Below are 19,740 nucleotides of genomic sequence, written 5' to 3'. Positions count from 1 at the left end.
CCGCCCGGGGCACTACTGCCTTCGGGCGGCTTTTTGATACCGACCCTCCACTCGAAGGGCCGGAACAGCACGTTTTGCTCGATCCGTGCTTAGTTCTTCGTCTGGTCGACGAGCTTGTTCTTCGCGATCCACGGCATCATCGCGCGCAGCTTCGCGCCGACCTGCTCGATCTGGTGCTCGGCCGTCAGGCGGCGGCGCGACTGCAGCGTCGGAGCGCCAGCCTTGTTCTCGAGGATGAAGCTCTTCGCGTACTCGCCCGTCTGGATGTCGGTCAGGCACTGCTTCATCGCCTTCTTCGTCTCTTCCGTGACGATGCGCGGGCCCGTCACGTACTCGCCGTACTCGGCGTTGTTCGAGATCGAGTAGTTCATGTTCGCGATGCCGCCTTCGTAGATCAGGTCGACGATCAGCTTCAGCTCGTGCAGGCACTCGAAGTACGCCATTTCGGGCGCGTAGCCGGCTTCGACCAGCGTCTCGAAACCTGCCTTGATCAGCTCGACCGTACCGCCGCACAGCACGGCCTGCTCGCCGAACAGGTCGGTTTCGGTCTCTTCACGGAAGTTCGTCTCGATGATGCCGGCACGGCCGCCGCCGTTCGCTGCCGCGTACGACAGCGCGATGTCGCGTGCCGCGCCCGACTTGTTCTGCGCAACCGCGATCAGGTGCGGCACGCCGCCACCTTGCGAGTACGTGCCGCGCACGGTGTGGCCCGGTGCCTTCGGCGCGATCATGATCACGTCGAGGTCGGCGCGCGGGATCACCGCGCCGTAGTGGACGTTGAAGCCGTGTGCGAATGCCAGCGCGGCGCCCTGCTTGATGTTCGCGTGCACTTCCTGCGCGTACACGTCGGCGATCTGCTCGTCCGGCAGCAGCATCATGACGACGTCCGCGCCCTTCACCGCTTCCGCGACTTCCTTGACCGTCAGGCCTGCGTTCTCGGCCTTGCTCCACGACGCGCCGCCCTTGCGAAGGCCGACCGTCACGTTCACGCCGCTGTCCTTCAGGTTCAGTGCATGTGCATGGCCTTGCGAGCCGTAGCCGATGATCGTGACTTGCTTGCCCTTGATGAGGGAGAGGTCAGCGTCTTTGTCGTAGAAAACGTTCATGATGGTTCCTTCTCAAATTCAAAAATTCAACAATTCGTTCAGATGGAGTACTGCGAGCCGGGACATGACGGCGCACCCGGCGTGCCTGTCTGGCATCACACCTTCAGGATGCGCTCGCCGCGTCCGATGCCGGAGCTGCCGGTACGCACGGTCTCGAGGATCGCGCTGGCGTCCAGCCCCTGGATGAATGCGTCGAGCTTGTCGCTCGCGCCCGTCAATTCGATCGTGTAGGTCTTTTCGGTCACGTCGATGATGCGGCCGCGGAAAATGTCCGACATCCGCTTCATTTCTTCGCGCTCCTTGCCCACTGCACGTACCTTGATCAGCATCAGCTCGCGTTCGATGTGTGCACCGTCGGTCAGGTCCACCACTTTCACCACCTCGATCAGGCGGTTCAGATGCTTCGTGATCTGTTCGATCACGTCGTCCGAGCCAATGGAAACGATGGTGAGCCGCGACAGCGATTGGTCTTCGGTCGGCGCCACCGTCAAGGTTTCGATGTTGTAGCCGCGTGCGGAAAACAGACCGACCACGCGCGACAGCGCGCCCGGTTCGTTCTCCAGCAGGACGGAAATGATGTGTCTCATGTTCGCTTCTTCCAGAATGTGCCGTGTCGATTCACTCGCGCCGCGCGCCGCCCGGTGCCGCACCGCCCTTCGTGAAGGCGGCCGCTTCCGGTCCAGGCGCGCGTCGCGCCGTTACAGATCTTCCGATCCGAGCAGCATCTCGGTGATGCCCTTGCCGGCCTGTACCATCGGCCAGACGTTTTCGGTCGGATCGGTCTGGAAGTCGAGAAACACGGTGCGGTCCTTCAGGCGCAGCGCTTCCTTCAGCGCCGGCTCCACATCCGAGGTCTTTTCGATCCGCATGCCGACATGGCCGTACGCTTCGGCAAGCTTCACGAAGTCGGGCAGCGCATCCATGTACGAATGCGAATAGCGCTTGCTGTATTCGATCTGCTGCCACTGGCGGACCATGCCGAGATAGCGGTTGTTCAGCGAAATGATCTTCACGGGCGTGTCGTACTGCAGGCAGGTCGACAGTTCCTGGATGCACATCTGGATCGAGCCTTCGCCCGTGATGCACAGCACGTCGTCGTCCGGGTGCGCCATCTTGACGCCCATCGCCGCCGGCAGGCCGAAGCCCATCGTGCCGAGGCCGCCGGAGTTGATCCAGCGACGCGGCTTGTTGAAACGGTAGAACTGCGCGGCCCACATCTGGTGCTGGCCGACGTCCGAGCATACGAACGCGTTGCCGTCCGTCAGCTCCCACGCCTTCTCGACCACGTACTGCGGCTTGATGATCTCGCTTTCGCGGTCGAACTTCAGGCAGTCCTTCGCGCGCCAGTCCTCGATGTCCTTCCACCATTGCGCGAGCGCGTCGGTGTCGGGGCCATGCTCGGCCGTCTGCAGTTGTTCGATCAGCTCCTTCAGCACTTCCTTCACGTCGCCGACGATCGGGATGTCGACCTTCACGCGCTTCGAGATCGACGACGGGTCGATGTCGATGTGGATGATCTTGCGCGGACGCGACGCGAAGTGCGCCGGGTCGCCGATCACGCGGTCGTCGAAGCGGGCGCCGATCGCGATCAGCACGTCACAGTGCTGCATCGCCATGTTCGCTTCGTAGGTGCCGTGCATGCCGAGCATGCCGAGGAATTTCCTGTCCGACGCGCGATAGCCGCCGAGGCCCATCAGCGTGTTCGTGACCGGGTAGCCGAGCAGGTCGGCGAACTGGTTCAGTTCGCGCGCCGCGTCGGCGAGGATGATGCCGCCACCCGTGTAGATATAGGGACGCTTCGCCGACAGCAGCAGCGACACGGCCTTGCGGATCTGGCCCGAATGGCCCTTCGTGACGGGGTTGTACGACCGCAGCGACACGCTCTTGACCGGCTCGTACTGGCACGGCGTCTTCGAGATGTCCTTCGGGATGTCGATCAGCACCGGGCCCGGACGGCCGGTGCGGGCGATGTAGAACGCCTTCTTGACGGTTTCCGCGAGGTCGCGCACGTCCTTCACGAGGAAGTTGTGCTTCACGCACGGACGCGTGATGCCGACCGTATCGCATTCCTGGAAGGCGTCCTGGCCGATCGCGGCAGTCGGCACCTGGCCGCTGATCACGACCATCGGGATCGAATCCATGTAGGCCGTCGCGATGCCGGTCACCGCATTGGTGACACCGGGGCCGGACGTCACGAGACAGACGCCGACGTTGCCGGTGGAACGCGCATACGCATCGGCTGCGTGCACGGCCGCCTGTTCGTGGCGCACCAGCACGTGCTGAATCTTGTCCTGCTTGTAAAGCTCGTCGTAGATGTAGAGTACCGAGCCGCCGGGGTAGCCCCAGATGAATTCGACGTTCTCGTCGGCCAGTGCCTTCATGAGCACGGTGGCGCCGATGGAGTCGCTATCGGGAGGGGAAAGGGGTTCCGACGTGGAGAATTCCGCGCTGGGCATGTTCATTTTGACCTTTCGAATTTTCGGCAAAAAATTGATCGGGTGCTCTCTGCCGGGCTTGTGGCTCGGGTTCAAGCGGCGCGTCCAGTTTGAAGGGCGGGCTTCTTGGGCCAGCCTCAAATGAGACCATCACTTCATGTTGCGAATCGCTGACGATAGCGGGTCATGATTGGGTCGTCAAGCAAAATATCCCGCAGCGCATCATGGCCCCCGCCCGGCGGCCCGCGGACGCGGCTCGCGCGCAACGTAGCACGCCGCAACCGGTGCCAAGTCGCGCGAAAATTTGTTAGCATCCGCGGGTTTTACGAAATTTTTCGACCTTTCACACGCCGCAGTCCGCAGCGCATACCTTTACGGAATGGCATCAGACAAGGAACTCGCCGACTTTCTGGCGGGCGTCGAAAGGCGCGCGTTCAAGCAGGCTGCGTACGCCGTGCGTGACGACGATGCGTCGCTCGACATCGTGCAGGACGCGATGATCAAGCTGGCGGAGAAATACGGCGACCGGCCGGCGGCCGAGCTGCCGCTGCTGTTCCAGCGGATCCTGCAGAACGCGATCCACGACTGGTTCCGCCGGCAGAAGGTCCGCAATACCTGGGTCACGCTCTTCTCGTCGCTCAACAACACGGACGACGAAGACTTCGATCCGCTGGAAACGCTCGAATCCGCGGACGACAATGCGGGTGTCGAGAGCACCGAGCACCGCCTCGAGCGGGAGCAGGTTCTGGCCCTGATCGACGAAGAAATCCAGAAACTTCCGACACGTCAACGGGAAGCCTTCCTGATGCGTTATTGGGAAGATATGGATGTCGCCGAGACTGCCGCCGCAATGGGGTGCTCCGAAGGCAGCGTCAAGACGCACTGCTCGCGAGCCACCCACACCCTGGCGCAAGCGCTCAAGGCCAAAGGAATCACGCTATGAGCTCCACTCCCGTAAATCGAGAACACGAATTCGCGCTGAAGGTCCGCCGCGCGCTGGACGAACGTGCCGCGGCACTGCCTGCCGCGACCACCGATCGCCTGGCCGTCGCGCGCCGGGCCGCGCTCGCGCGCAAGAAGCCGGAAGCCGCGACCGCGCCGGTGTTCGTGCCCGCCTTCGCCGGTGCGGCCGGCACCTACGGCACACCGCCCGCGAGCCGCCCGCAGACGTCGTTCGCGCGCCGCCTGCTGCGCGCCTGGCCGCTCGCGCTGCTGCTCGCGGGGCTCGTCGGCATCGCCTACTGGGAAGACATGCAGCGCACCGCCGAGCTCGCCGACATCGACGCGGCGATGCTCAGCGACGACTTGCCGCTCAACGCGTATCTCGATCACGGGTTCAACGCGTATCTTTCGCACGCACGCTAACAGACAATAACGAGGGGATCGCACGGGTGAGTCAGAAGCGCGGCCTGGCCGTATTTTTCGGATGCGTGATCGCGATCGCCGTTTCCTATGTCGCCACCTATTCCCGATTCAACCCGCCCCCCGCGGCGGTCTCCGCCGCGGCCAGCAGCGCGCCCGCGCCGACCTCGACCGCCGCCGGGCTGACCACCGAACTCGCCCCGCTGCCGCTGCCGGCCGCCAACGGCCCGCTGTCGTGGGCACGCTTGACGCCCGCGCAACACGCGGCGCTCGCGCCGTTCGCCGACCAGTGGGACGGCTTCAGCGATGCACGCAAGCGCAAATGGCTGAAGATCGCATCGCGTTTCGCGAAATTGACGCCTGACGAGCAGAAACATCTGCAGGACAGGATGTCCGAGTGGGCGCGGATGACGCCCGAGCAGCGCCGGGTCGCGCGCGAAAACTACCAGAGCGCGAAGGAACTGTCCGCGCAGGCGCGCGAGCGCGCGTGGAAGGCCTACCAGCAATTGCCCGAAGAACAGAAGCAGCGCCTCGCCGCGACCGAGCGCCGCCGCCGGCCGAGCGTCGTCAGCGCGCCGCCGACGGTCGCCGCCGACCGCGACGTGCGCCGCCTCGTCAATTCGCACGAGCATCCGGCAAGCAGCCCCGCGCCGGCGCCGTTGCCCGCATCGGCCGGTGCGGGCGCGCCGCCGGTGGCGGCGTCATCCACGTCCGGCCCCGCGCCCGCGCCTGCGACCGTCACGCCCGTGTCGCCGGCCGACGCGCCGTCGATGTTCAAGGGCTCCTGAGCGGCCGTGGCGAGCGCCCCCGCCCCCCAGGCCGCGGCCGTCGCCGCGCCGTCCGTGCGGCGGCGCCTCGCGGCGATGCTGTACGAAGCCGTGCTGCTGTTCGGCGTCGTGTTCTTCGCGGGCCTCGCCTTCAGCCTCGCGACGCAGCAACGCAACGGCCTCGTCCATCACAATCTCCTCGCCGCGTGGATCGCGCTCGTCGTCGGCGCGTACTTCGTCTGGTTCTGGACCCACGGCGGCCAGACGCTGCCGATGAAAACCTGGCGGCTGCGGCTCGAATCGTCGAGCGGCCGCCCGCTGAACGCCGCGCATGCGCTCGTCCGCTATGCGCTCGGCTGGCTGTGGTTCCTGCCGCCGCTCGCGCTGCATCCGCTGCTCGGCCTGTCGGTGCCCGTCACGCTCGCGCTCGGCGCCGCCTGGATCGTCGCATGGGCCGGCGCCGCCCGCCTGCACGCCGATCGCCAGTTCCCGCACGACCGCCTCGCGCGCACGCGCGTCGTCGCGATTCCGCGCTGACGCGCCCGCGCAGTCCGCGCAACCGCAACCGCGGCCCCGGCCCCGGCTCCGCACATCCGCGCATCCGTCAGACGAAACCCCTCGAAAACGCCCGCATGGCCGCCCCGCGCGGCCTGCCCGATCGTGACAGACCAGTCGGTTCGGCAGGTTGCCCAACCTCCCGGCATTCACTGCTAAACACGCCGCAACGACAGTAATAAGAACGTCTCGTGACTGTCACGGCATGGTCACGCCCGCATGGCGCAATGCCGGTAATGTCAACCGGCGCGAGTCATGCATGGGCCAGAAAACGTCCGCGACCTCCCTGTTCCGTCAACCGCTCGGCGCCCGCGCCGTCACCGCCTTCCTGTCCGGCTCGGCCGCAACCGATGCCCTTTCGCCGCACGAGCCGACGGCCGCGCACGCCACGCAGCATGACGATCACGAACCGTCCACGCATCGCTACCGCACGATCTGGCTGTCCGACATCCATCTCGGCTCCAGCGGCTGCCAGGCGCCGTACCTGCTCGACTTCCTGCGTCACAACGATTCGGAGTACCTGTACCTCGTCGGCGACATCATCGACGGCTGGCAGCTGAAGAAGGGCTGGTACTGGCCGCAGGCACACAACGACGTCGTGCAGAAGGTCCTGCGCAAGGCGCGCAAGGGCACGCAGGTGGTCTACATCCCCGGCAACCACGACGAAGGCGCGCGGCAGTTCTGCGACCTCGCGTTCGGCGACATCCAGGTGCGCGGCGAGGCGTTTCACACGACGCTCGCGGGCAAACGTTTGTGGATCGTGCACGGCGACCTGTTCGACGGCGTGATCCAGCACGCGAAATGGCTCGCGTATCTCGGCGACACGCTCTACACGCTGATCCTCGTGCTGAACCGCTGGTTCAACCGGATCCGCAGCCGGCTGGGCTTCCAGTACTGGTCGCTGTCGCAGTACCTGAAGCACCAGGTGAAGAACGCGGTGAACTTCATCTCGCAGTTCGAGACCGTGATGACCGACGAAGCGCGCCGCCGCGGCTGTGACGGCGTCGTGTGCGGACATATCCACAAGGCGGAGATCCGCGACATCGACGGCGTGCTGTACTGCAACGACGGCGACTGGGTCGAGAGCCTGTCCGCGCTCGTCGAAACGATGGAAGGCGAACTGAAGATCGTCTACTGGACGGCGATGCGCACCGCGCCGTCAGCAGCCCCGTCGCGCAAGGCCAAGGCCACCGCCTGACACAACTCCACTTACAGGACACATGCCGCGATGAAGATCATGATCGTCACCGATGCGTGGGAACCGCAGGTCAACGGCGTCGTGCGCACGCTGAAGAGCACCTCCCGCGAACTCACCGCGCTCGGCCACCGGGTCGAAATGCTGACGCCGCTGGAATTCCGCACGGTGCCGTGCCCGACCTACCCCGAGATCCGCCTGTCGATCCTGCCGTACCGCAAGCTGCGCGCCCGCATCGATGCGTTCGCACCGGACGCGCTGCACATCGCGACCGAAGGCCCGCTCGGCCTCGCCGCGCGCCGCTATGCGCGCGCGCGCAAGCTGCCGTACACGACCGCGTATCACACGCGCTTTCCGGAATACGTGCAGGCACGCTTCGGCATCCCACTGTCGGCGACCTACAAGTTCCTGCACTGGTTCCACGGGCCGTCGCTCGCGGTGATGGCGCCGACCCCGGTCGTCAAGCAGGATCTCGAGAAGTTCGGCTTCACGAACGTCGTGCTGTGGACGCGCGGCGTCGATCTCGACATCTTCCGGCCGATGGAGTCGAAGGTGCTCAATACCGCGCGGCCGATCTTCCTGTACGTGGGCCGTGTCGCGATCGAGAAGAACGTCGAGGCATTCCTGCGCCTCGACCTGCCCGGCTCGAAGTGGGTCGCGGGCGAGGGCCCGGCGCTGGCCGAGCTGAAATCGCGCTATCCGGAAGCGAACTATCTCGGCGTACTGTCGCAAGCCGAGCTCGCCAAGGTGTATGCTGCGGCCGACGTGTTCGTGTTCCCGAGTCGCACCGACACGTTCGGCCTCGTGCTGCTGGAGGCGCTCGCATGCGGCACGCCGGTCGCCGCGTACCCCGTGACGGGCCCGATCGACGTGCTCGGCGGGGGCAATGCCGGCGCGATGCACGAAGACCTGCAGGAAGCCTGCCTCGAGGCGCTGAAGATCGAACGCGAGACTGCCCGCGCGTGGGCCGAACGCTTTTCGTGGCGCGCGGCATCCGAGCAGTTCGCGTCGCATCTGAAGCCGCTGCCGAAGACCGCGTACTCGCCCGCCGAAGGTGCCGCCGTTTGAAACGAGACCTGAACGACAAGACCCCGCCCCCTGCCGCGACGGCGCAACCGCATCGTCCGTTCGACGAAGAAGAGCCGCACGCCGACGCGGACGTGCACCCGCACGAACCGCTCGGCCCCGACGATCGTCTGGCGCCGCTGCCGCCGAACCCGTACAAGCGCCACCGCGGCATCACGCGCGCGTGGTACGCGCTCAAGCATTCGCTGAACGGGTTTCGCGTCGCGATCCGCGAGGAAAGCGCGTTCCGCCAGGAGCTCACGCTCGCCGCGCTGATGCTGCCGATCGCTGCGTTCTCACCGGTCCCGGCCGCATCGCGCGCGCTGCTGATCGCGTCGGTGCTGCTGGTGCTGATCGTCGAGCTGCTGAACTCGAGCGTCGAGGCCGCGATCGACCGCATCTCGCTCGAGCGCCACGAACTGTCGAAGCGCGCGAAGGACCTCGGCAGCGCGGCGGTCACGGTCGCGCTGTTCGCGTGCGTGACGACGTGGGGCTTCGTGCTCGGGCCGGTCGTCGCGCGCTGGCTCGGCTTCTAGCGGCACCGTCCGCAGCGCCCGCATGCGGCGGCGCACCATGCGCGGAACGCATCGCGATCACGAAATGCGCCCGTTGTAAGGAAACAGCGGTTTATAATCGTCCGCCAGACTTAGAACAGCAACCCGCGCCGGACGAATCTCGCAGCATCGATTGCAGCGCCCGCCAGTCCGGCACACACAGGGCCGGACGACATGGAAGCGAAACCTCCCCGCCGCACGCGCGAACGGATTCTCGAGTTGTCGTTGAAACTCTTCAACGAGATCGGCGAGCCGAACGTCACCACCACGACGATCGCCGAGGAAATGGAAATCAGTCCAGGCAACCTGTACTACCATTTCCGCAACAAGGACGACATCATCAACAGCATCTTCGCGCAGTTCGAGCAGCAGATCGAACGGCGGCTGCGCTTCCCCGAAGATCACCGTCCGACGATCGACGAGACCTGGTCGTACCTGCAGTACATGGCCGACTTCATGTGGACCTACCGGTTCCTGTATCGCGACCTCAACGACCTGCTCGCGCGCAACCGCACGCTCGAGACGCACTTCAAGCAGATCATCAGCCACAAGGTGCGCTTCGCGCACGACATGTGCGAACTGCTCGTGTCCGACGCCGAAATGGTCGCGACGCCCGCCGAGATCGAAGTGATCGCCACCAACATGGCCGTGATCTCGACCTACTGGCTGTCGTATCAGTACGTGATGCATCCGCGCAAGTACAACGACCAGGACGCGATCCGCGAAGAACTGCACCAGGTGAGCATGCACGTGATCTCGGTGATGGCCCCGTACCTGCGCGGCCGTTCGCGCCAGCTGTTCGACGATCTCGTCTCCGGCAAGCTGCCCAAGCGCCAGTTCACCGACTACCTGCCGCCGCGCGATGGTTCGCCGCGGCCCGCGGGCAGCCCGGTCGCCGCCAGGCCCGCCGCGAAGGATACGAAACAATGAAGGCAGTCTGCGTTTACTGCGGCTCGTCGTCCGGCGTGCGGCCCGTCTATGCGGACGCCGCGCGCGCGTTCGGCCGCGCACTCGTCGATGCGGGCCTCACGCTCGTCTACGGCGGCGGCCGTGTCGGCCTGATGGGTGTGATCGCCGATGAAGTGATGGCCGCCGGCGGCCGTGCGGTCGGCGTGATCCCCGAGCTGCTCGTCGACAAGGAAGTCGGCCATACCGGGTTGTCCGAACTGCACGTCGTGCCCGACATGCACCATCGCAAGAAGATGATGGCCGACCTCTCCGACGCGTTCGTCGCGATGCCCGGCGGCGCCGGCACGCTCGAAGAGCTGTTCGAGGTGTATACGTGGGCGCAGCTCGGCTATCACCGCAAGGCCGTCGCGCTGTACAACATCGATTCGTTCTACGATCCGCTGATCGCGCTGCTGCGCCATACGGTCGAGGAAGGCTTCATGCGTCCGGCCTACTTCGACGCGCTGTGCGTCGACTCCGAACCGGTCGCGCTGATCGACCAGCTGCGCCGCTACCAGCCGCCCGCCCGCGACAAGTGGGCGCCCGACGCGGCCAAGTAACGCTCACCGGGAGCCTCGCGCAATGCCCGCACCGTCCGATCGCAAGGCCGTCCTCATCACCGGCGCGAGCCGCGGCATCGGCCGCGCGACCGCCGTGCTCGCGGCCGAGCGCGGCTGGGACGTCGGCATCAACTACGCGCGCGACGCGGCGGCAGCCGAACTGACCGCACAAGCCGTTCGCGACGCCGGCGCACGCGCGTGCGTCGTCGCCGGCGACGTCGGGAACGAGGCGGACGTCATCGCCATGTTCGATACGGTCACGGCAGCGTTCGGCCGCCTCGACGCGCTCGTCAACAATGCGGGGATCGTCGCGCCGTCGATGCCGCTCGCCGACATGCCGCTCGACCGGCTGCGGCGGATGTTCGACACCAACGTACTCGGCGCTTACCTGTGCGCGCGCGAAGCGGCGCGCCGGCTGTCCACCGATCGCGGCGGGCGCGGCGGCGCCATCGTCAACGTGTCGTCGATCGCGTCTCGGCTCGGCTCGCCGAACGAATACGTCGACTACGCAGGCTCGAAGGGCGCGGTCGATTCGCTGACGATCGGCCTCGCGAAGGAACTCGGCCCGCACGGCGTGCGCGTCAACGCGGTACGCCCCGGCCTGATCGAGACGGAAATCCATGCGAGCGGCGGCCAGCCGGGTCGCGCAGCGCGCCTCGGCGCTCAAACGCCGCTCGGCCGCGCTGGCGAAGCGGCGGAGATCGCCGAAGCGATCGTCTGGCTGCTCGGCGATGCGGCGTCATACACGACGGGCGCCCTGCTCGACGTCGGCGGCGGACGCTAATCGCGCACCAGAAGGCGGCAAGACGGACAGGCTGAAACAGTCCGCGGTCACGACACCACAAATCTCCACAATATCGTGACCGTTTCAGTAAACATCCGTAACAGTTCCGTGCTTTACTAGCGCCAAGCCAAAACAGCCGGTCATCCAGCTGTCATTTCGCCTTGATGCGCCCCTTATTGGCCCGGCCCATGTCGCCGGACCGGCTTGACCCGACCGAGATCTTTTCCATGCCTGGAACCGCAGCGCCCGGCCGGCGACGCACGTCCTCCGTGCCCGCTTCGGCCACGCACGCCCGATCAGCCGCCGATCCCGACCTCAGCGCGACGCTCAATGCCGCCGGCACGTCCGCCGTGGCCGGCGCCGCCGCGACGAACGCCCCCCGTGACCGGGTCCTGCGGCTCGGCTGGCGCGTCTGGCTGCTGATCGCCGCGCTGGTCTGCGCGTATACGCTGCCGGGCGTGCTCGGCCACGATCCGTGGAAGCAGGACGAAACCTATACGTTCGGCATCGTCCAGCACATGCTCGAGACGGGCGACTTCGTCGTACCGACCAACGCCGGCCTGCCGTTCATGGAAAAGCCGCCGCTCTACGCGTGGGTCGCGACGAGCCTCGCGTGGCTGCTGCAGCGCGTGATGCCGCTGCACGACGCCGCGCGGCTCGCGAGCGCGCTGTTCGCGGCGCTGGCCTTCGGCTTCGTCGCACGCGCGGCACGCAGTGCCAACCGGGCCGACAGCTGGCTCGACCTGCGCGTGATCGGCCCTGTCGTGCTGAGCGCAGGCACGCTCGTCGTCATCAAGCATGTGCACGACATGATGACGGACGTCGCGCTGTTCGCCGGCACCGCGATGGGCTTCTGCGGCCTGCTCGAACTCGTGATGCAGCACGTCGCGCACGCCCGGCAGATGCGCCACGGGCTGCCGGTGCAGCCGTCCGCCCGCTGGGCCGCGCCGATCTTCGGCGCGGGCGTCGGCATCGCGCTGATGGCGAAGGGGCTGTTCGTGCCGCTCGTGTTCGCGGCCACGCTCACGGGGGCGCTGGTGCTCTACCCCGCCTGCCGTACGCGCGCGTTCGCGCGTGCGCTCGGCGTCGCCGCGCTCGTGTTCGCGCCGTTCGCGCTCATCTGGCCGATCGCGCTGTTCCTGCGCTCCGAAACGCTGTTCATGACCTGGTTCTGGGACAACAACGTCGGCCGCTTCTTCGGCTTCTCGGTACCCGAGCTCGGTGCGGAAAACGACAAGCCGTTCTTCATCGTGCGTGCGTTCCTGCTGCTCGGCTTCCCGGTCGCGCCGCTCGCGATCGCCGCGCTGGCGCGCGGTGCATGGCGCGAGTGGCGCACGCCGCGCATCGCGCTGCCGGTGCTGTTCGCCGGCATCGGCCTCGCGGTGCTGCAAGTGTCCGCGACCTCGCGCCAGCTCTACATCCTGCCGTTCTTCGCGCCGCTCGCGCTGGTCGCCGCACAGGCGATCGACCGCCTGCCGCGCGGGCTGCATCTCGCCTGGGATTACCTGAGCCGCCTGCTGTTCGGCACCGTCGTCGCGCTCGCGTGGGTGATCTGGGCGACGATGGCCGATCCGGGCGCATCGCGGGCGAGCCTCGCGCGGCTCGGCCGCTGGCTGCCGCTCGACTGGACGATGCCGATCGTGCCCGGACTCGTGATCGGCGCGCTGGTGCTGACGGTCGGCTGGCTGTGGCTGCTGCCGAAGCTGCGCGCGACCGGCCGGTGGCGCGGCGCGCTGTCGTGGGGCGCGGGCGCGCTGGTCGCGTGGGGCCTCGTGTATACGCTGCTGCTGCCGTGGCTCGACGTCGCCAAGAGCTACCGGTCGGTGTTCGACGACCTGAACGCGCAGCTCGCGCTCGAATGGCGCGACGGCGACTGCATGGCGAGCCTGCACGGGCTCGGCGAATCGGAAGCGCCGATGCTGTACTACTTCTCCGGGATCCAGCACACGCCGATCGACGACGCGAACACGACCCGCTGCACGTGGATGATCGTCCAGGGCGTGCGGGCCGTCGATCCGGCGCCCGGCAGCGAATGGAAACTGTTCTGGACCGGCGCGCGCCCGGGCGACAACGAGGAACTGCTGCGCGTCTACGTGCGCACGCCGCAAGCGCACCAGGCGCCGTGACGCAAGGCGGTGCCGCGCCGCGTGCCGTCGCCCTCTCCGGCACGCGGCGCAAGCGGCGCGCGAGCGCGGCTTCACGCCCGCCGCGCAGCCGCCCCGCACCTCAAAACGATGAACCGGGCTCGCGCAGGAATGCCGCCTCTTCGACCGTCGACGGTCGGCCGAGAATCGCGTTCCGGTGCGGGAAACGACCGAAGCGCCCGACCACGGCCGCATGGCGCAACGCGAAGTCGTGGTAACTCTCGCACCCGGCCTCGCCGCGAATGCCTGCGCACAGCCGCACGGCCTCGCGCTGGCTCTCTTCCGACTCGTCATGTTCGAACGGCAGGTACGCGAACGCGCGGTGATGGCCGCTCGGCAGTTGCGCGTCCCACCCTGCCGCGACGACGCGCCGCGCGAGCGCCAGCGCCTTCGGATCGGCCGCGAAGGCACGCGGCGTACCGCGATGAATGTTGCGCGAGAACTGGTCGAGGACCACGATCAGCGCAAGCGCGCCGAGCGGCGTGCCGGCCCAGCGATCGCAGGCGCCGTCGCACGCGGCGTCGAGCAACGCACCGTAGCGCGTGCGCAGCACGTCGTCGAACGCCGCGCCGCCGTTGAACCATGCCTTGCGCGCGTGGCCGAACTCCGCCGAACCCGGCTCGCCGAACCAGAAATCGAGAATCTCGCGCGCTTGCGGATCGAGCGCCGCGGCGCTGTCCGTCAGGTTGTCGATCGTCATGCAAACTCCAGTACGAGGCGCCGTGTCCGCGCGCTCTTCTTTTCAAGCCTGGCGACCCGCAGGTCGCCAATTTCCGACGTGTTGCGCACGTGCGTGCCGCCGCACGGCTGCAGGTCGATGCCGGCGATGCGCAGCAGCCGCACACGGCCCAGCCCCATCGGCGGTTTCACGCTCATCGTGCGCACGAGATCGGGGCGCTCGGCCATTTCCGCGTCGGTGATCCATTCGGTCGTGACCGCATGCGCGCCATGGACCAGCCCCGCGAGACAGCGCTCGACGTCGACGCGGTCGATCGCGTCGGACGTCGCGAAATCGAGCCGCACGTAGTCGGCGGTCACGCTGCAGCCGTCGACCGGGTACGGCAGCACCGCGCACATCAGGTGCGCGGCCGTATGCAGCCGCATGTGCCGGTAGCGGCGCAGCCAGTCGATGTCCGCGACCACGCGCGCGCCGGGCGCGAGCGCCGCGACGCGCGCTTCCTGGCCCGCCGCGGGCACGTGCACCACGTCGTCGGGCGTTGCGCCGTCGAACTTCGCCTTGCGCGTGTCGGCGATCGCGATCGTGCTGCCGTCGGGCAGCGTCAGCGTGCCGCTGTCGCTGGCCTGCCCGCCGCCGAGCGGATAGAACACGGTGCGGTCGAGCCGGATGCCGTCAGCGCCGACGGCCGCGACGACGGCCTCGCAGTGCGTCAGATAGGCGTCTTCGCGAAACAGGGCCTGGGTCGTCATCGCGCGAACCTCGTATCGATAGGGAAACGGGCAGTGTCGCGCCGCGCCGGACCGGCGCCCAGACGCAGATCGCCCGGCGTCCGGACGGCGGCGTACCGGTCGATCAACCGGGCCGGTTGCGCATCCAGTCGGCCGTGTCGTAGAACGAGTGCATGAGCCGCTCGCGCAGCGGCTCGGGCATCCCGATGTCCTCCATCGACCACGCCATGCAGCGCAGCCACTGATCGCGCTCGACCGACGCGATCGGGAACGGCAGGTGCCGTGCACCCAGCCGCGGATGGCCGAACCGGCTGATGTAGTGGTCGGGGCCGCCGAGCCAGCCGCACAGGAACCAGAACAGCTTGTCGCGCGAGCCGTCGAGCGATGCCGGATGCAGCGCGCGAATCTCCGCGAACTCGGGCTCGAGGTCCATCAGGTCGTAGAAACGGTCCACCATTTCGCGCACGCGGGCTTCACCGCCCACGAGTTCGAACGCCGTCGGCTGCGACGGCGCATCATCATTCACATCGGTCATACGGATAATCGGAAACGGGATATTTGGGGCCGCCGGCGACGCTCATGCGTCGCGCAGCGACTGCAGCGCCGGGCGCCGCAACACATTATGCAGGCTCAGCCAGCCGGCCGCACCGGCGCACGCGACGCCGGCCGCGATGCCGGCCGGCACGAGCCACGGATCGACGGCGAGCTGGAAGTCGAACACGCGCGACGCGAGCACCCAGCCGACCGCGATCGCCCCCGCCGACGCGAGCGCGCCGGCCAGCGCGCCGACGACGATGAATTCCGCGCGCTGCACCGCATTGACCTGCGCGCGCGACGCGCCGAGCGCGCGCAGCAGCGCAGCCTCGCGCACGCGCTCGTCGCGCGAGCCGGCCAGCGCCGTGTACAGCACGAGCACGCCGGCCGCGAGCGTGAACGCAAACAGGAACTGCACCGCGCCGACCACCTGCAGCATCATCCGCTGCAGTTGCGCGAGGATCGGTGCGACGTCGATCGCGGTCAGGTTCGGGTAGCGCGCGATCAGCGGATCGAGCAGCGCCGCCTGCTCGGCCGGCAGATGGAAGCTCGTCAGGTAGACGGCCGGGAAATCCTTCAGCACGGGCGGCGGCATCAGCACGAAGAAGTTGACGCGGAACGAGCCCCAGTCGAGCTTGCGCACGCTGGTGATCGGCGCATCGACCGTCAGCCCCGTCACGTCGAAGCGCAGCGTGTCGCCCGGCTTCACGTTCAGCGTCTTCGCGAGCCCGGCCTCGATCGAGATCTGCGGCGTCGCCGACGTGCCGAACCAGTCGCCCGCGACGATCCGGTTGTCGGACGGCAGCTCGGTCGTATACGACAGGTTGAACTCGCGGTCGACGAGCCGGCGCGCGTCGTCGGACGGATACGCGTCGGGATTCACCGGCTTGCCGTTGATCGCGACGAGCCGGCCGCGCACCATCGGCGCGGGCACCGCATCGCGCGCGCCGTGCGCGGCGAGCCACGCCGCGACGTCGTCGCGCTGGTCGGGCTGGATGTCGATCAGGAACTGGTTCGGCGCATCAGGCGGCGTCGACTGCCGCCAGCCGGCGACGAGGTCGTTGCGCGTGATCGCGATCAGCAGCAGGCACATCAGGCCCAGCGCGAGCGCGGTGATCTGCAGCGCGCTGGCCGTGCCCCGCCGGTGCAGCGACGCGAGCGCGTAGCGCCAGCCGATGCCCGCGGCCACGCGCGCATTGCGCACCGCGCGCGCCGCCGCGTACAGCGCGAGCCGCGCGATCAGCGAGAAACCGACCAGGGCGCCGGCAAACCCGCCCGCGACGATCAGCCCGAGCTTGAGGTCGCCCGCCGCGACGATGAGCAGCCCCGCGAACAGCACGACGCCGATCGCATATGCAGCCCACGCGATGCGCGACGCGTCGCCCCAGTCGCGCCGCAGCACGCGCACCGGCGGCACGCGGGTGAGCGGCACGAGCGGCGGCAGCGCGAAACCGAGCAGCAGCACGAGCGCGGTGCCGATCCCGACGAGCGCGGGCCAAGGCGTAGGCGGCGGCAGCACGACGTCGATCAGGCTGCCGAGCGCGGCCAGCAGCGCCCAGTGGCCGCCATAGCCGAGCGCCGCGCCCGCGATGCCCGCTACGATGCCGATGCCGGCGAATTCGAGCGTGAACAGCGCCCCGAGCGTGCGGCGGCTCACGCCGAGGCAGCGCATCGTCGCGCAGCCGTCGAGATGGCGCCGCATGTAGCGCCGCGCGGCCATCGCAATCGCGACCGCCGCGAGCAGCGCGGTCAGGAGCGCGACGAGCGTCAGGAAATGGCGCGCACGATCGAGCGTCTGGCGCACCTGCGGCTGGCCTTCCTGCAGCGACTCGAGGCCGGCGCCGCGCAGCTTGCCGCCATCGACGCGCCCGTGCGCGTAGGCCTCGAAGCGCGCGACGGCCGGCGTGTCGCCGGCGACCAGCAGCCGGTACGTGACGCGGCTGCCGTAGCCCGTGAGCCCGGTCGCGGCGAGTTCATCCGCGCGCATCATCAGCCGCGGCGAGAAATTGACGAACGAGAAGCCGCGATCGAGCTCGCGGGAGATCGACGCGGCGACCGTGAACGTGCGCAGCCCGACGCGCACGGTGTTTCCCGCCTTCAGATGCAACGCATCGAGCAGCGCCGGATCGGCCCACACGGTGCCGGGCGCGGGAATCGCGGCCGCCTTGTGCGCGGCGGTCGCGCCGGCCGGCACGATCTCGACCGCGCCGCGCAGCGGATAGCCGGGCGATACGGCCTTCACGGCCGCGAGCCGCGCGGGCGCCGCGCCGCTCGCCTGCCCGCCTGCTGCCGACGCGATCATGCTCGGGAAAATCGCGGTGGTCGCGGTACGCAGCCCGAGTGCGCGCGCCTCGCGATCGAACGACGGATCGACGGGACGGTCGGCACGCACGACGAAATCGGCGCCGAGCATCTGGCGCGCGTCGCGCTCGAGCCCCTGGCGCAGCCGGTCGGCGAGAAAACCGACGCTCGTCAGCGCCGCGACCGCGAGCACCAGCGCCAGCACGAGCAGCGTCAGCTCGCCGGCACGCCAGTCGCGCGCGGTCATCCGCGCGGCCTGGTGGATCAGATCGTGCCAGCCGAAGCGGCCGGCATGGCCGGGACGCCCGGACTGCGACGGGTCAGCGTGCTGCCGCTCGGCGGGTGACGGCGCCTTCAATCGCGCTTGCCCCCGATCGAGTTGAGCCGCGTCACCATATGGTTCGCCATCCCGCGGAACCCGCCGGACACGCCGCGCCACAGACGCGGCAGCGCCCAGGCGGACGCCGCGATGAACGCCGCGAGCAGCACGAGGAACGCGAGCGGGACGAAGAATGCGAGCGCGAGGCCGCCGAACACGAGCCCGTCCTCGGTGGACGATGCGACCCAGTTCGAGATCGGCTCCGGAGACAGGTTGATCAGCGCGCGCGTACCGGCCTTCGCGACGTGCGCGGCACCGGCAAGCGAACCGCCGGCCAGCCCGGCGACCGCGAGCACGGTCGGGTCGGCATGGCCGAGCGCACCGGCGGCCAGCACCGCGCCGGCCGGGATGCGGATGAACGTGTGCACGGCGTCCCACAGCGAATCGAACGCGGGAATCTTGTCGGCAAGGAATTCGGTGACGGCGAGCACGGCGGCGGCGCCGATCACCCACGGCGACGTCAGGACCGCCAGCGTGTCCGGCAGATGGAGCCAGCCGACCCGCGCGAGCACGCCGGCGATCAGCACGGTCAGGTAAAGGCGCAGCCCGCTCGCCCACGCGAGCCCCGCGCCGAGCGAAATGGCTTCGATCATGGCCCTCTCCTTGCACTTTCCGTGCGCTTTGCCGATTGATCGGATCGAGCCGGTATGACCGGCCGCGCGGCGCGTGGCGACCGGTGCCGCCGGCCGCGAACGGCGCAACGGCATTCAGGCCCGAATGCGTTCCATTATAGACAGGCTGGCTGGCGGGCCGGCGCAATTCCGCCGCGCGTCACGGCCGGGCGCGGACGCGGGCCGGCGCCCGGCGGGCCGGCTTCAGGCAGCCGACGACAGTTTCAGGCCGATCAGCCCGAGCACGATCAGCGACGCACTCGCGACGCGGGCGACGGTCAGCGCCTCGCCCATCATCACGATGCCGAACACGAACGCGCCGACCGCGCCGATGCCCGTCCATACCGCATACGCGGTGCCGAGCGGCAACTGGCGCATCGCGGCCGCGAGCAGCCCGAAGCTGGCGAGCGCCGTCACGATCGTAAACACCGATGGCCCGAGTCTCGTGAAACCCTCTGACGATTTCATGCCGGCCGCCCAGGCCACCTCCAGCAAGCCGGCGATCGACAACCATACCCACGCCATCTCGACGTACTCCGTCTCGGATGGGGCCGTCCCCGTTGAAGCGAATGACCCGGGGTCGTCCCCGGGCGGCGCCGAGTATAACAAGATGCTTACAGGTGTGCCGAATCGGGCGGCCGGGGGCACATGGAGCATCGGGCCGGAGCATGGTCCGGCCGCGCCCGCCCCGCCGCGCTCAGTTCGACACGCGCTTGGCGCCCACGTCGCCGACGCAGCGGTCGTCGCGATACAGCGCCCACTCGTCGCACACGCGGCCGTCCTTGAACACGCACATCCCGACCTGCCCGCGCGGCAGGTTGCGGATCACGTGGCGGCCGCCGAGCTTCTCGCAGTTGACCGACGCGGGATTGGCGAGCGCCGCTTGCGGCGCCGAAGGCTGCTGCCCGGGCGGCAGCGGCTGCGCGAACGCGCCGGGCGCAGCGAGCGCCAGCGCACAGATGACGACGAGACGGACGGACATTGCACGCTCCTCGATTTCGTTCGCGGAACGGTCAGCATAGCGGGGAATGCG

The 19,740-nt window shown here is 68.3% G+C and carries 21 protein-coding genes; 11 read left to right on the top strand and 10 right to left on the bottom strand.

Features of this window, described 5'->3' with window-relative positions:
* Positions 1 to 89: 89 nt before the first annotated feature.
* The 3 genes from ilvC to DIE21_RS13350 form a co-directional block, all read right to left on the bottom strand.
* Positions 90 to 1,106 carry a ketol-acid reductoisomerase gene (ilvC, locus tag DIE21_RS13360; RefSeq protein WP_124498156.1) on the bottom strand — a complete coding sequence of 339 codons (1,017 nt, stop codon included), beginning with the start codon at positions 1,104 to 1,106 and terminating at the stop codon, positions 90 to 92.
* A 95-nt stretch (positions 1,107 to 1,201) separates the two neighbouring features.
* A complete protein-coding gene (gene ilvN / locus DIE21_RS13355) occupies positions 1,202 to 1,693 on the bottom strand; it encodes an acetolactate synthase small subunit (RefSeq protein ID WP_006750445.1) in 492 nt (163 codons plus the stop codon).
* A 111-nt stretch (positions 1,694 to 1,804) separates the two neighbouring features.
* Positions 1,805 to 3,568, bottom strand: coding sequence for an acetolactate synthase 3 catalytic subunit (locus tag DIE21_RS13350; RefSeq protein ID WP_124498155.1), 1,764 nt, complete (start codon positions 3,566 to 3,568; stop codon positions 1,805 to 1,807).
* A 352-nt stretch (positions 3,569 to 3,920) separates the two neighbouring features.
* Here DIE21_RS13350 and DIE21_RS13345 point away from each other — a divergent pair, with 352 nt between their 5' ends.
* The 11 genes from DIE21_RS13345 (at position 3,921) to DIE21_RS13295 (ending at position 13,457) form a co-directional block, all read left to right on the top strand.
* Complete coding sequence (locus tag DIE21_RS13345; RefSeq protein ID WP_059468121.1) at positions 3,921 to 4,484, top strand: RNA polymerase sigma factor; 564 nt, start codon at positions 3,921 to 3,923, stop codon at positions 4,482 to 4,484.
* A complete protein-coding gene (locus DIE21_RS13340) occupies positions 4,481 to 4,906 on the top strand; it encodes a DUF3619 family protein (RefSeq protein ID WP_124498154.1) in 426 nt (141 codons plus the stop codon). Before DIE21_RS13345 ends, DIE21_RS13340 begins: the two co-directional genes overlap by 4 nt.
* A 26-nt stretch (positions 4,907 to 4,932) precedes the next feature.
* Positions 4,933 to 5,691 (top strand): DUF3106 domain-containing protein, encoded by a 759-nt coding sequence (locus tag DIE21_RS13335; RefSeq protein ID WP_124498153.1) that lies wholly within the window; start codon positions 4,933 to 4,935, stop codon positions 5,689 to 5,691.
* Between the two features lie 6 nt (positions 5,692 to 5,697).
* Entirely contained in the window at positions 5,698 to 6,207 is a 510-nt protein-coding gene (locus tag DIE21_RS13330; RefSeq protein ID WP_124498152.1) for an RDD family protein, read from the top strand.
* A 277-nt stretch (positions 6,208 to 6,484) separates the two neighbouring features.
* A complete protein-coding gene (locus tag DIE21_RS13325) occupies positions 6,485 to 7,423 on the top strand; it encodes a UDP-2,3-diacylglucosamine diphosphatase (protein WP_124498151.1) in 939 nt (312 codons plus the stop codon).
* A gap of 30 nt (positions 7,424 to 7,453) precedes the next feature.
* Positions 7,454 to 8,488 carry a glycosyltransferase family 1 protein gene (locus tag DIE21_RS13320; RefSeq protein WP_124498150.1) on the top strand — a complete coding sequence of 345 codons (1,035 nt, stop codon included), beginning with the start codon at positions 7,454 to 7,456 and terminating at the stop codon, positions 8,486 to 8,488.
* Positions 8,485 to 9,021: a diacylglycerol kinase gene (locus tag DIE21_RS13315; protein ID WP_124498149.1), complete on the top strand. Its 537-nt coding sequence runs from the start codon at positions 8,485 to 8,487 to the stop codon at positions 9,019 to 9,021. The genes DIE21_RS13320 and DIE21_RS13315 overlap by 4 nt, the downstream gene beginning before the upstream one ends.
* Before the next feature lie 192 nt (positions 9,022 to 9,213).
* The gene (locus tag DIE21_RS13310) at positions 9,214 to 9,969 is read left to right on the top strand and encodes a TetR/AcrR family transcriptional regulator (protein ID WP_124498148.1); all 756 of its coding nucleotides are present in this window, start codon (positions 9,214 to 9,216) and stop codon (positions 9,967 to 9,969) included.
* Positions 9,966 to 10,547, top strand: coding sequence for a TIGR00730 family Rossman fold protein (locus DIE21_RS13305; protein WP_124498147.1), 582 nt, complete (start codon positions 9,966 to 9,968; stop codon positions 10,545 to 10,547). The genes DIE21_RS13310 and DIE21_RS13305 overlap by 4 nt, the downstream gene beginning before the upstream one ends.
* A 22-nt stretch (positions 10,548 to 10,569) precedes the next feature.
* Positions 10,570 to 11,331, top strand: a complete 762-nt coding sequence (locus DIE21_RS13300; protein WP_124498146.1) for an SDR family oxidoreductase — start codon at positions 10,570 to 10,572, stop codon at positions 11,329 to 11,331.
* 227 nt (positions 11,332 to 11,558) lie between these two features.
* Complete coding sequence (locus DIE21_RS13295) at positions 11,559 to 13,457, top strand: glycosyltransferase family 39 protein (protein WP_124498145.1); 1,899 nt, start codon at positions 11,559 to 11,561, stop codon at positions 13,455 to 13,457.
* 100 nt (positions 13,458 to 13,557) lie between these two features.
* Here DIE21_RS13295 and DIE21_RS13290 read toward each other — a convergent pair whose 3' ends face one another.
* The 7 genes from DIE21_RS13290 to DIE21_RS13260 all read right to left on the bottom strand — a co-directional run bounded on the left by DIE21_RS13290 (position 13,558) and on the right by DIE21_RS13260 (position 19,689).
* A complete protein-coding gene (locus DIE21_RS13290) occupies positions 13,558 to 14,175 on the bottom strand; it encodes a DUF924 family protein (protein WP_124498144.1) in 618 nt (205 codons plus the stop codon).
* On the bottom strand, positions 14,172 to 14,903 hold the full coding sequence (locus DIE21_RS13285; RefSeq protein WP_124498143.1) for an alanyl-tRNA editing protein: 732 nt from the start codon (positions 14,901 to 14,903) through the stop codon (positions 14,172 to 14,174). Before DIE21_RS13285 ends, DIE21_RS13290 begins: the two co-directional genes overlap by 4 nt.
* A 103-nt stretch (positions 14,904 to 15,006) precedes the next feature.
* Positions 15,007 to 15,417 (bottom strand): group II truncated hemoglobin, encoded by a 411-nt coding sequence (locus DIE21_RS13280; RefSeq protein ID WP_124498142.1) that lies wholly within the window; start codon positions 15,415 to 15,417, stop codon positions 15,007 to 15,009.
* A gap of 42 nt (positions 15,418 to 15,459) precedes the next feature.
* A complete protein-coding gene (locus DIE21_RS13275) occupies positions 15,460 to 17,964 on the bottom strand; it encodes an ABC transporter permease (protein ID WP_124498190.1) in 2,505 nt (834 codons plus the stop codon).
* Between the two features lie 107 nt (positions 17,965 to 18,071).
* Positions 18,072 to 18,689, bottom strand: coding sequence for a DUF4126 domain-containing protein (locus DIE21_RS13270; RefSeq protein WP_012364337.1), 618 nt, complete (start codon positions 18,687 to 18,689; stop codon positions 18,072 to 18,074).
* Positions 18,690 to 18,911: 222 nt separating this feature from the next.
* Positions 18,912 to 19,232, bottom strand: coding sequence for a quaternary ammonium compound efflux SMR transporter SugE (sugE, locus tag DIE21_RS13265; RefSeq protein WP_124498141.1), 321 nt, complete (start codon positions 19,230 to 19,232; stop codon positions 18,912 to 18,914).
* Positions 19,233 to 19,404: 172 nt separating this feature from the next.
* Complete coding sequence (locus tag DIE21_RS13260) at positions 19,405 to 19,689, bottom strand: DUF333 domain-containing protein (protein WP_124498140.1); 285 nt, start codon at positions 19,687 to 19,689, stop codon at positions 19,405 to 19,407.
* Positions 19,690 to 19,740 lie beyond the last annotated feature (51 nt).

The sequence above is a fragment of the Burkholderia sp. Bp9140 genome, assembly GCF_003853425.1.
Lineage (GTDB): Bacteria > Pseudomonadota > Gammaproteobacteria > Burkholderiales > Burkholderiaceae > Burkholderia.
The sequence above is the reverse complement of the archived record's forward strand: the minus strand, read 5'-3'. Positions and strand labels throughout refer to the sequence as shown.

Bases quoted from the DNA above. Each gene is read 5' to 3' on its own strand.
- DIE21_RS13300 (WP_124498146.1), top strand. From the start codon at position 10,570: ATGCCCGCACCGTCCGATCGCAAGGCCGTCCTCATCACCGGCGCGAGC.
- ilvN (WP_006750445.1), bottom strand. From the start codon at position 1,693: ATGAGACACATCATTTCCGTCCTGCTGGAGAACGAACCGGGCGCGCTG.
- DIE21_RS13310 (WP_124498148.1), top strand. From the start codon at position 9,214: ATGGAAGCGAAACCTCCCCGCCGCACGCGCGAACGGATTCTCGAGTTG.
- DIE21_RS13290 (WP_124498144.1), bottom strand. From the start codon at position 14,175: ATGACGATCGACAACCTGACGGACAGCGCCGCGGCGCTCGATCCGCAA.
- DIE21_RS13270 (WP_012364337.1), bottom strand. From the start codon at position 18,689: ATGATCGAAGCCATTTCGCTCGGCGCGGGGCTCGCGTGGGCGAGCGGG.
- DIE21_RS13340 (WP_124498154.1), top strand. From the start codon at position 4,481: ATGAGCTCCACTCCCGTAAATCGAGAACACGAATTCGCGCTGAAGGTC.
- DIE21_RS13260 (WP_124498140.1), bottom strand. From the start codon at position 19,689: ATGTCCGTCCGTCTCGTCGTCATCTGTGCGCTGGCGCTCGCTGCGCCC.
- DIE21_RS13320 (WP_124498150.1), top strand. From the start codon at position 7,454: ATGAAGATCATGATCGTCACCGATGCGTGGGAACCGCAGGTCAACGGC.
- DIE21_RS13345 (WP_059468121.1), top strand. From the start codon at position 3,921: ATGGCATCAGACAAGGAACTCGCCGACTTTCTGGCGGGCGTCGAAAGG.
- DIE21_RS13285 (WP_124498143.1), bottom strand. From the start codon at position 14,903: ATGACGACCCAGGCCCTGTTTCGCGAAGACGCCTATCTGACGCACTGC.
- DIE21_RS13295 (WP_124498145.1), top strand. From the start codon at position 11,559: ATGCCTGGAACCGCAGCGCCCGGCCGGCGACGCACGTCCTCCGTGCCC.
- DIE21_RS13275 (WP_124498190.1), bottom strand. From the start codon at position 17,964: ATGACCGCGCGCGACTGGCGTGCCGGCGAGCTGACGCTGCTCGTGCTG.
- DIE21_RS13305 (WP_124498147.1), top strand. From the start codon at position 9,966: ATGAAGGCAGTCTGCGTTTACTGCGGCTCGTCGTCCGGCGTGCGGCCC.
- sugE (WP_124498141.1), bottom strand. From the start codon at position 19,232: ATGGCGTGGGTATGGTTGTCGATCGCCGGCTTGCTGGAGGTGGCCTGG.
- DIE21_RS13325 (WP_124498151.1), top strand. From the start codon at position 6,485: ATGGGCCAGAAAACGTCCGCGACCTCCCTGTTCCGTCAACCGCTCGGC.
- ilvC (WP_124498156.1), bottom strand. From the start codon at position 1,106: ATGAACGTTTTCTACGACAAAGACGCTGACCTCTCCCTCATCAAGGGC.
- DIE21_RS13350 (WP_124498155.1), bottom strand. From the start codon at position 3,568: ATGAACATGCCCAGCGCGGAATTCTCCACGTCGGAACCCCTTTCCCCT.
- DIE21_RS13280 (WP_124498142.1), bottom strand. From the start codon at position 15,417: ATGACCGATGTGAATGATGATGCGCCGTCGCAGCCGACGGCGTTCGAA.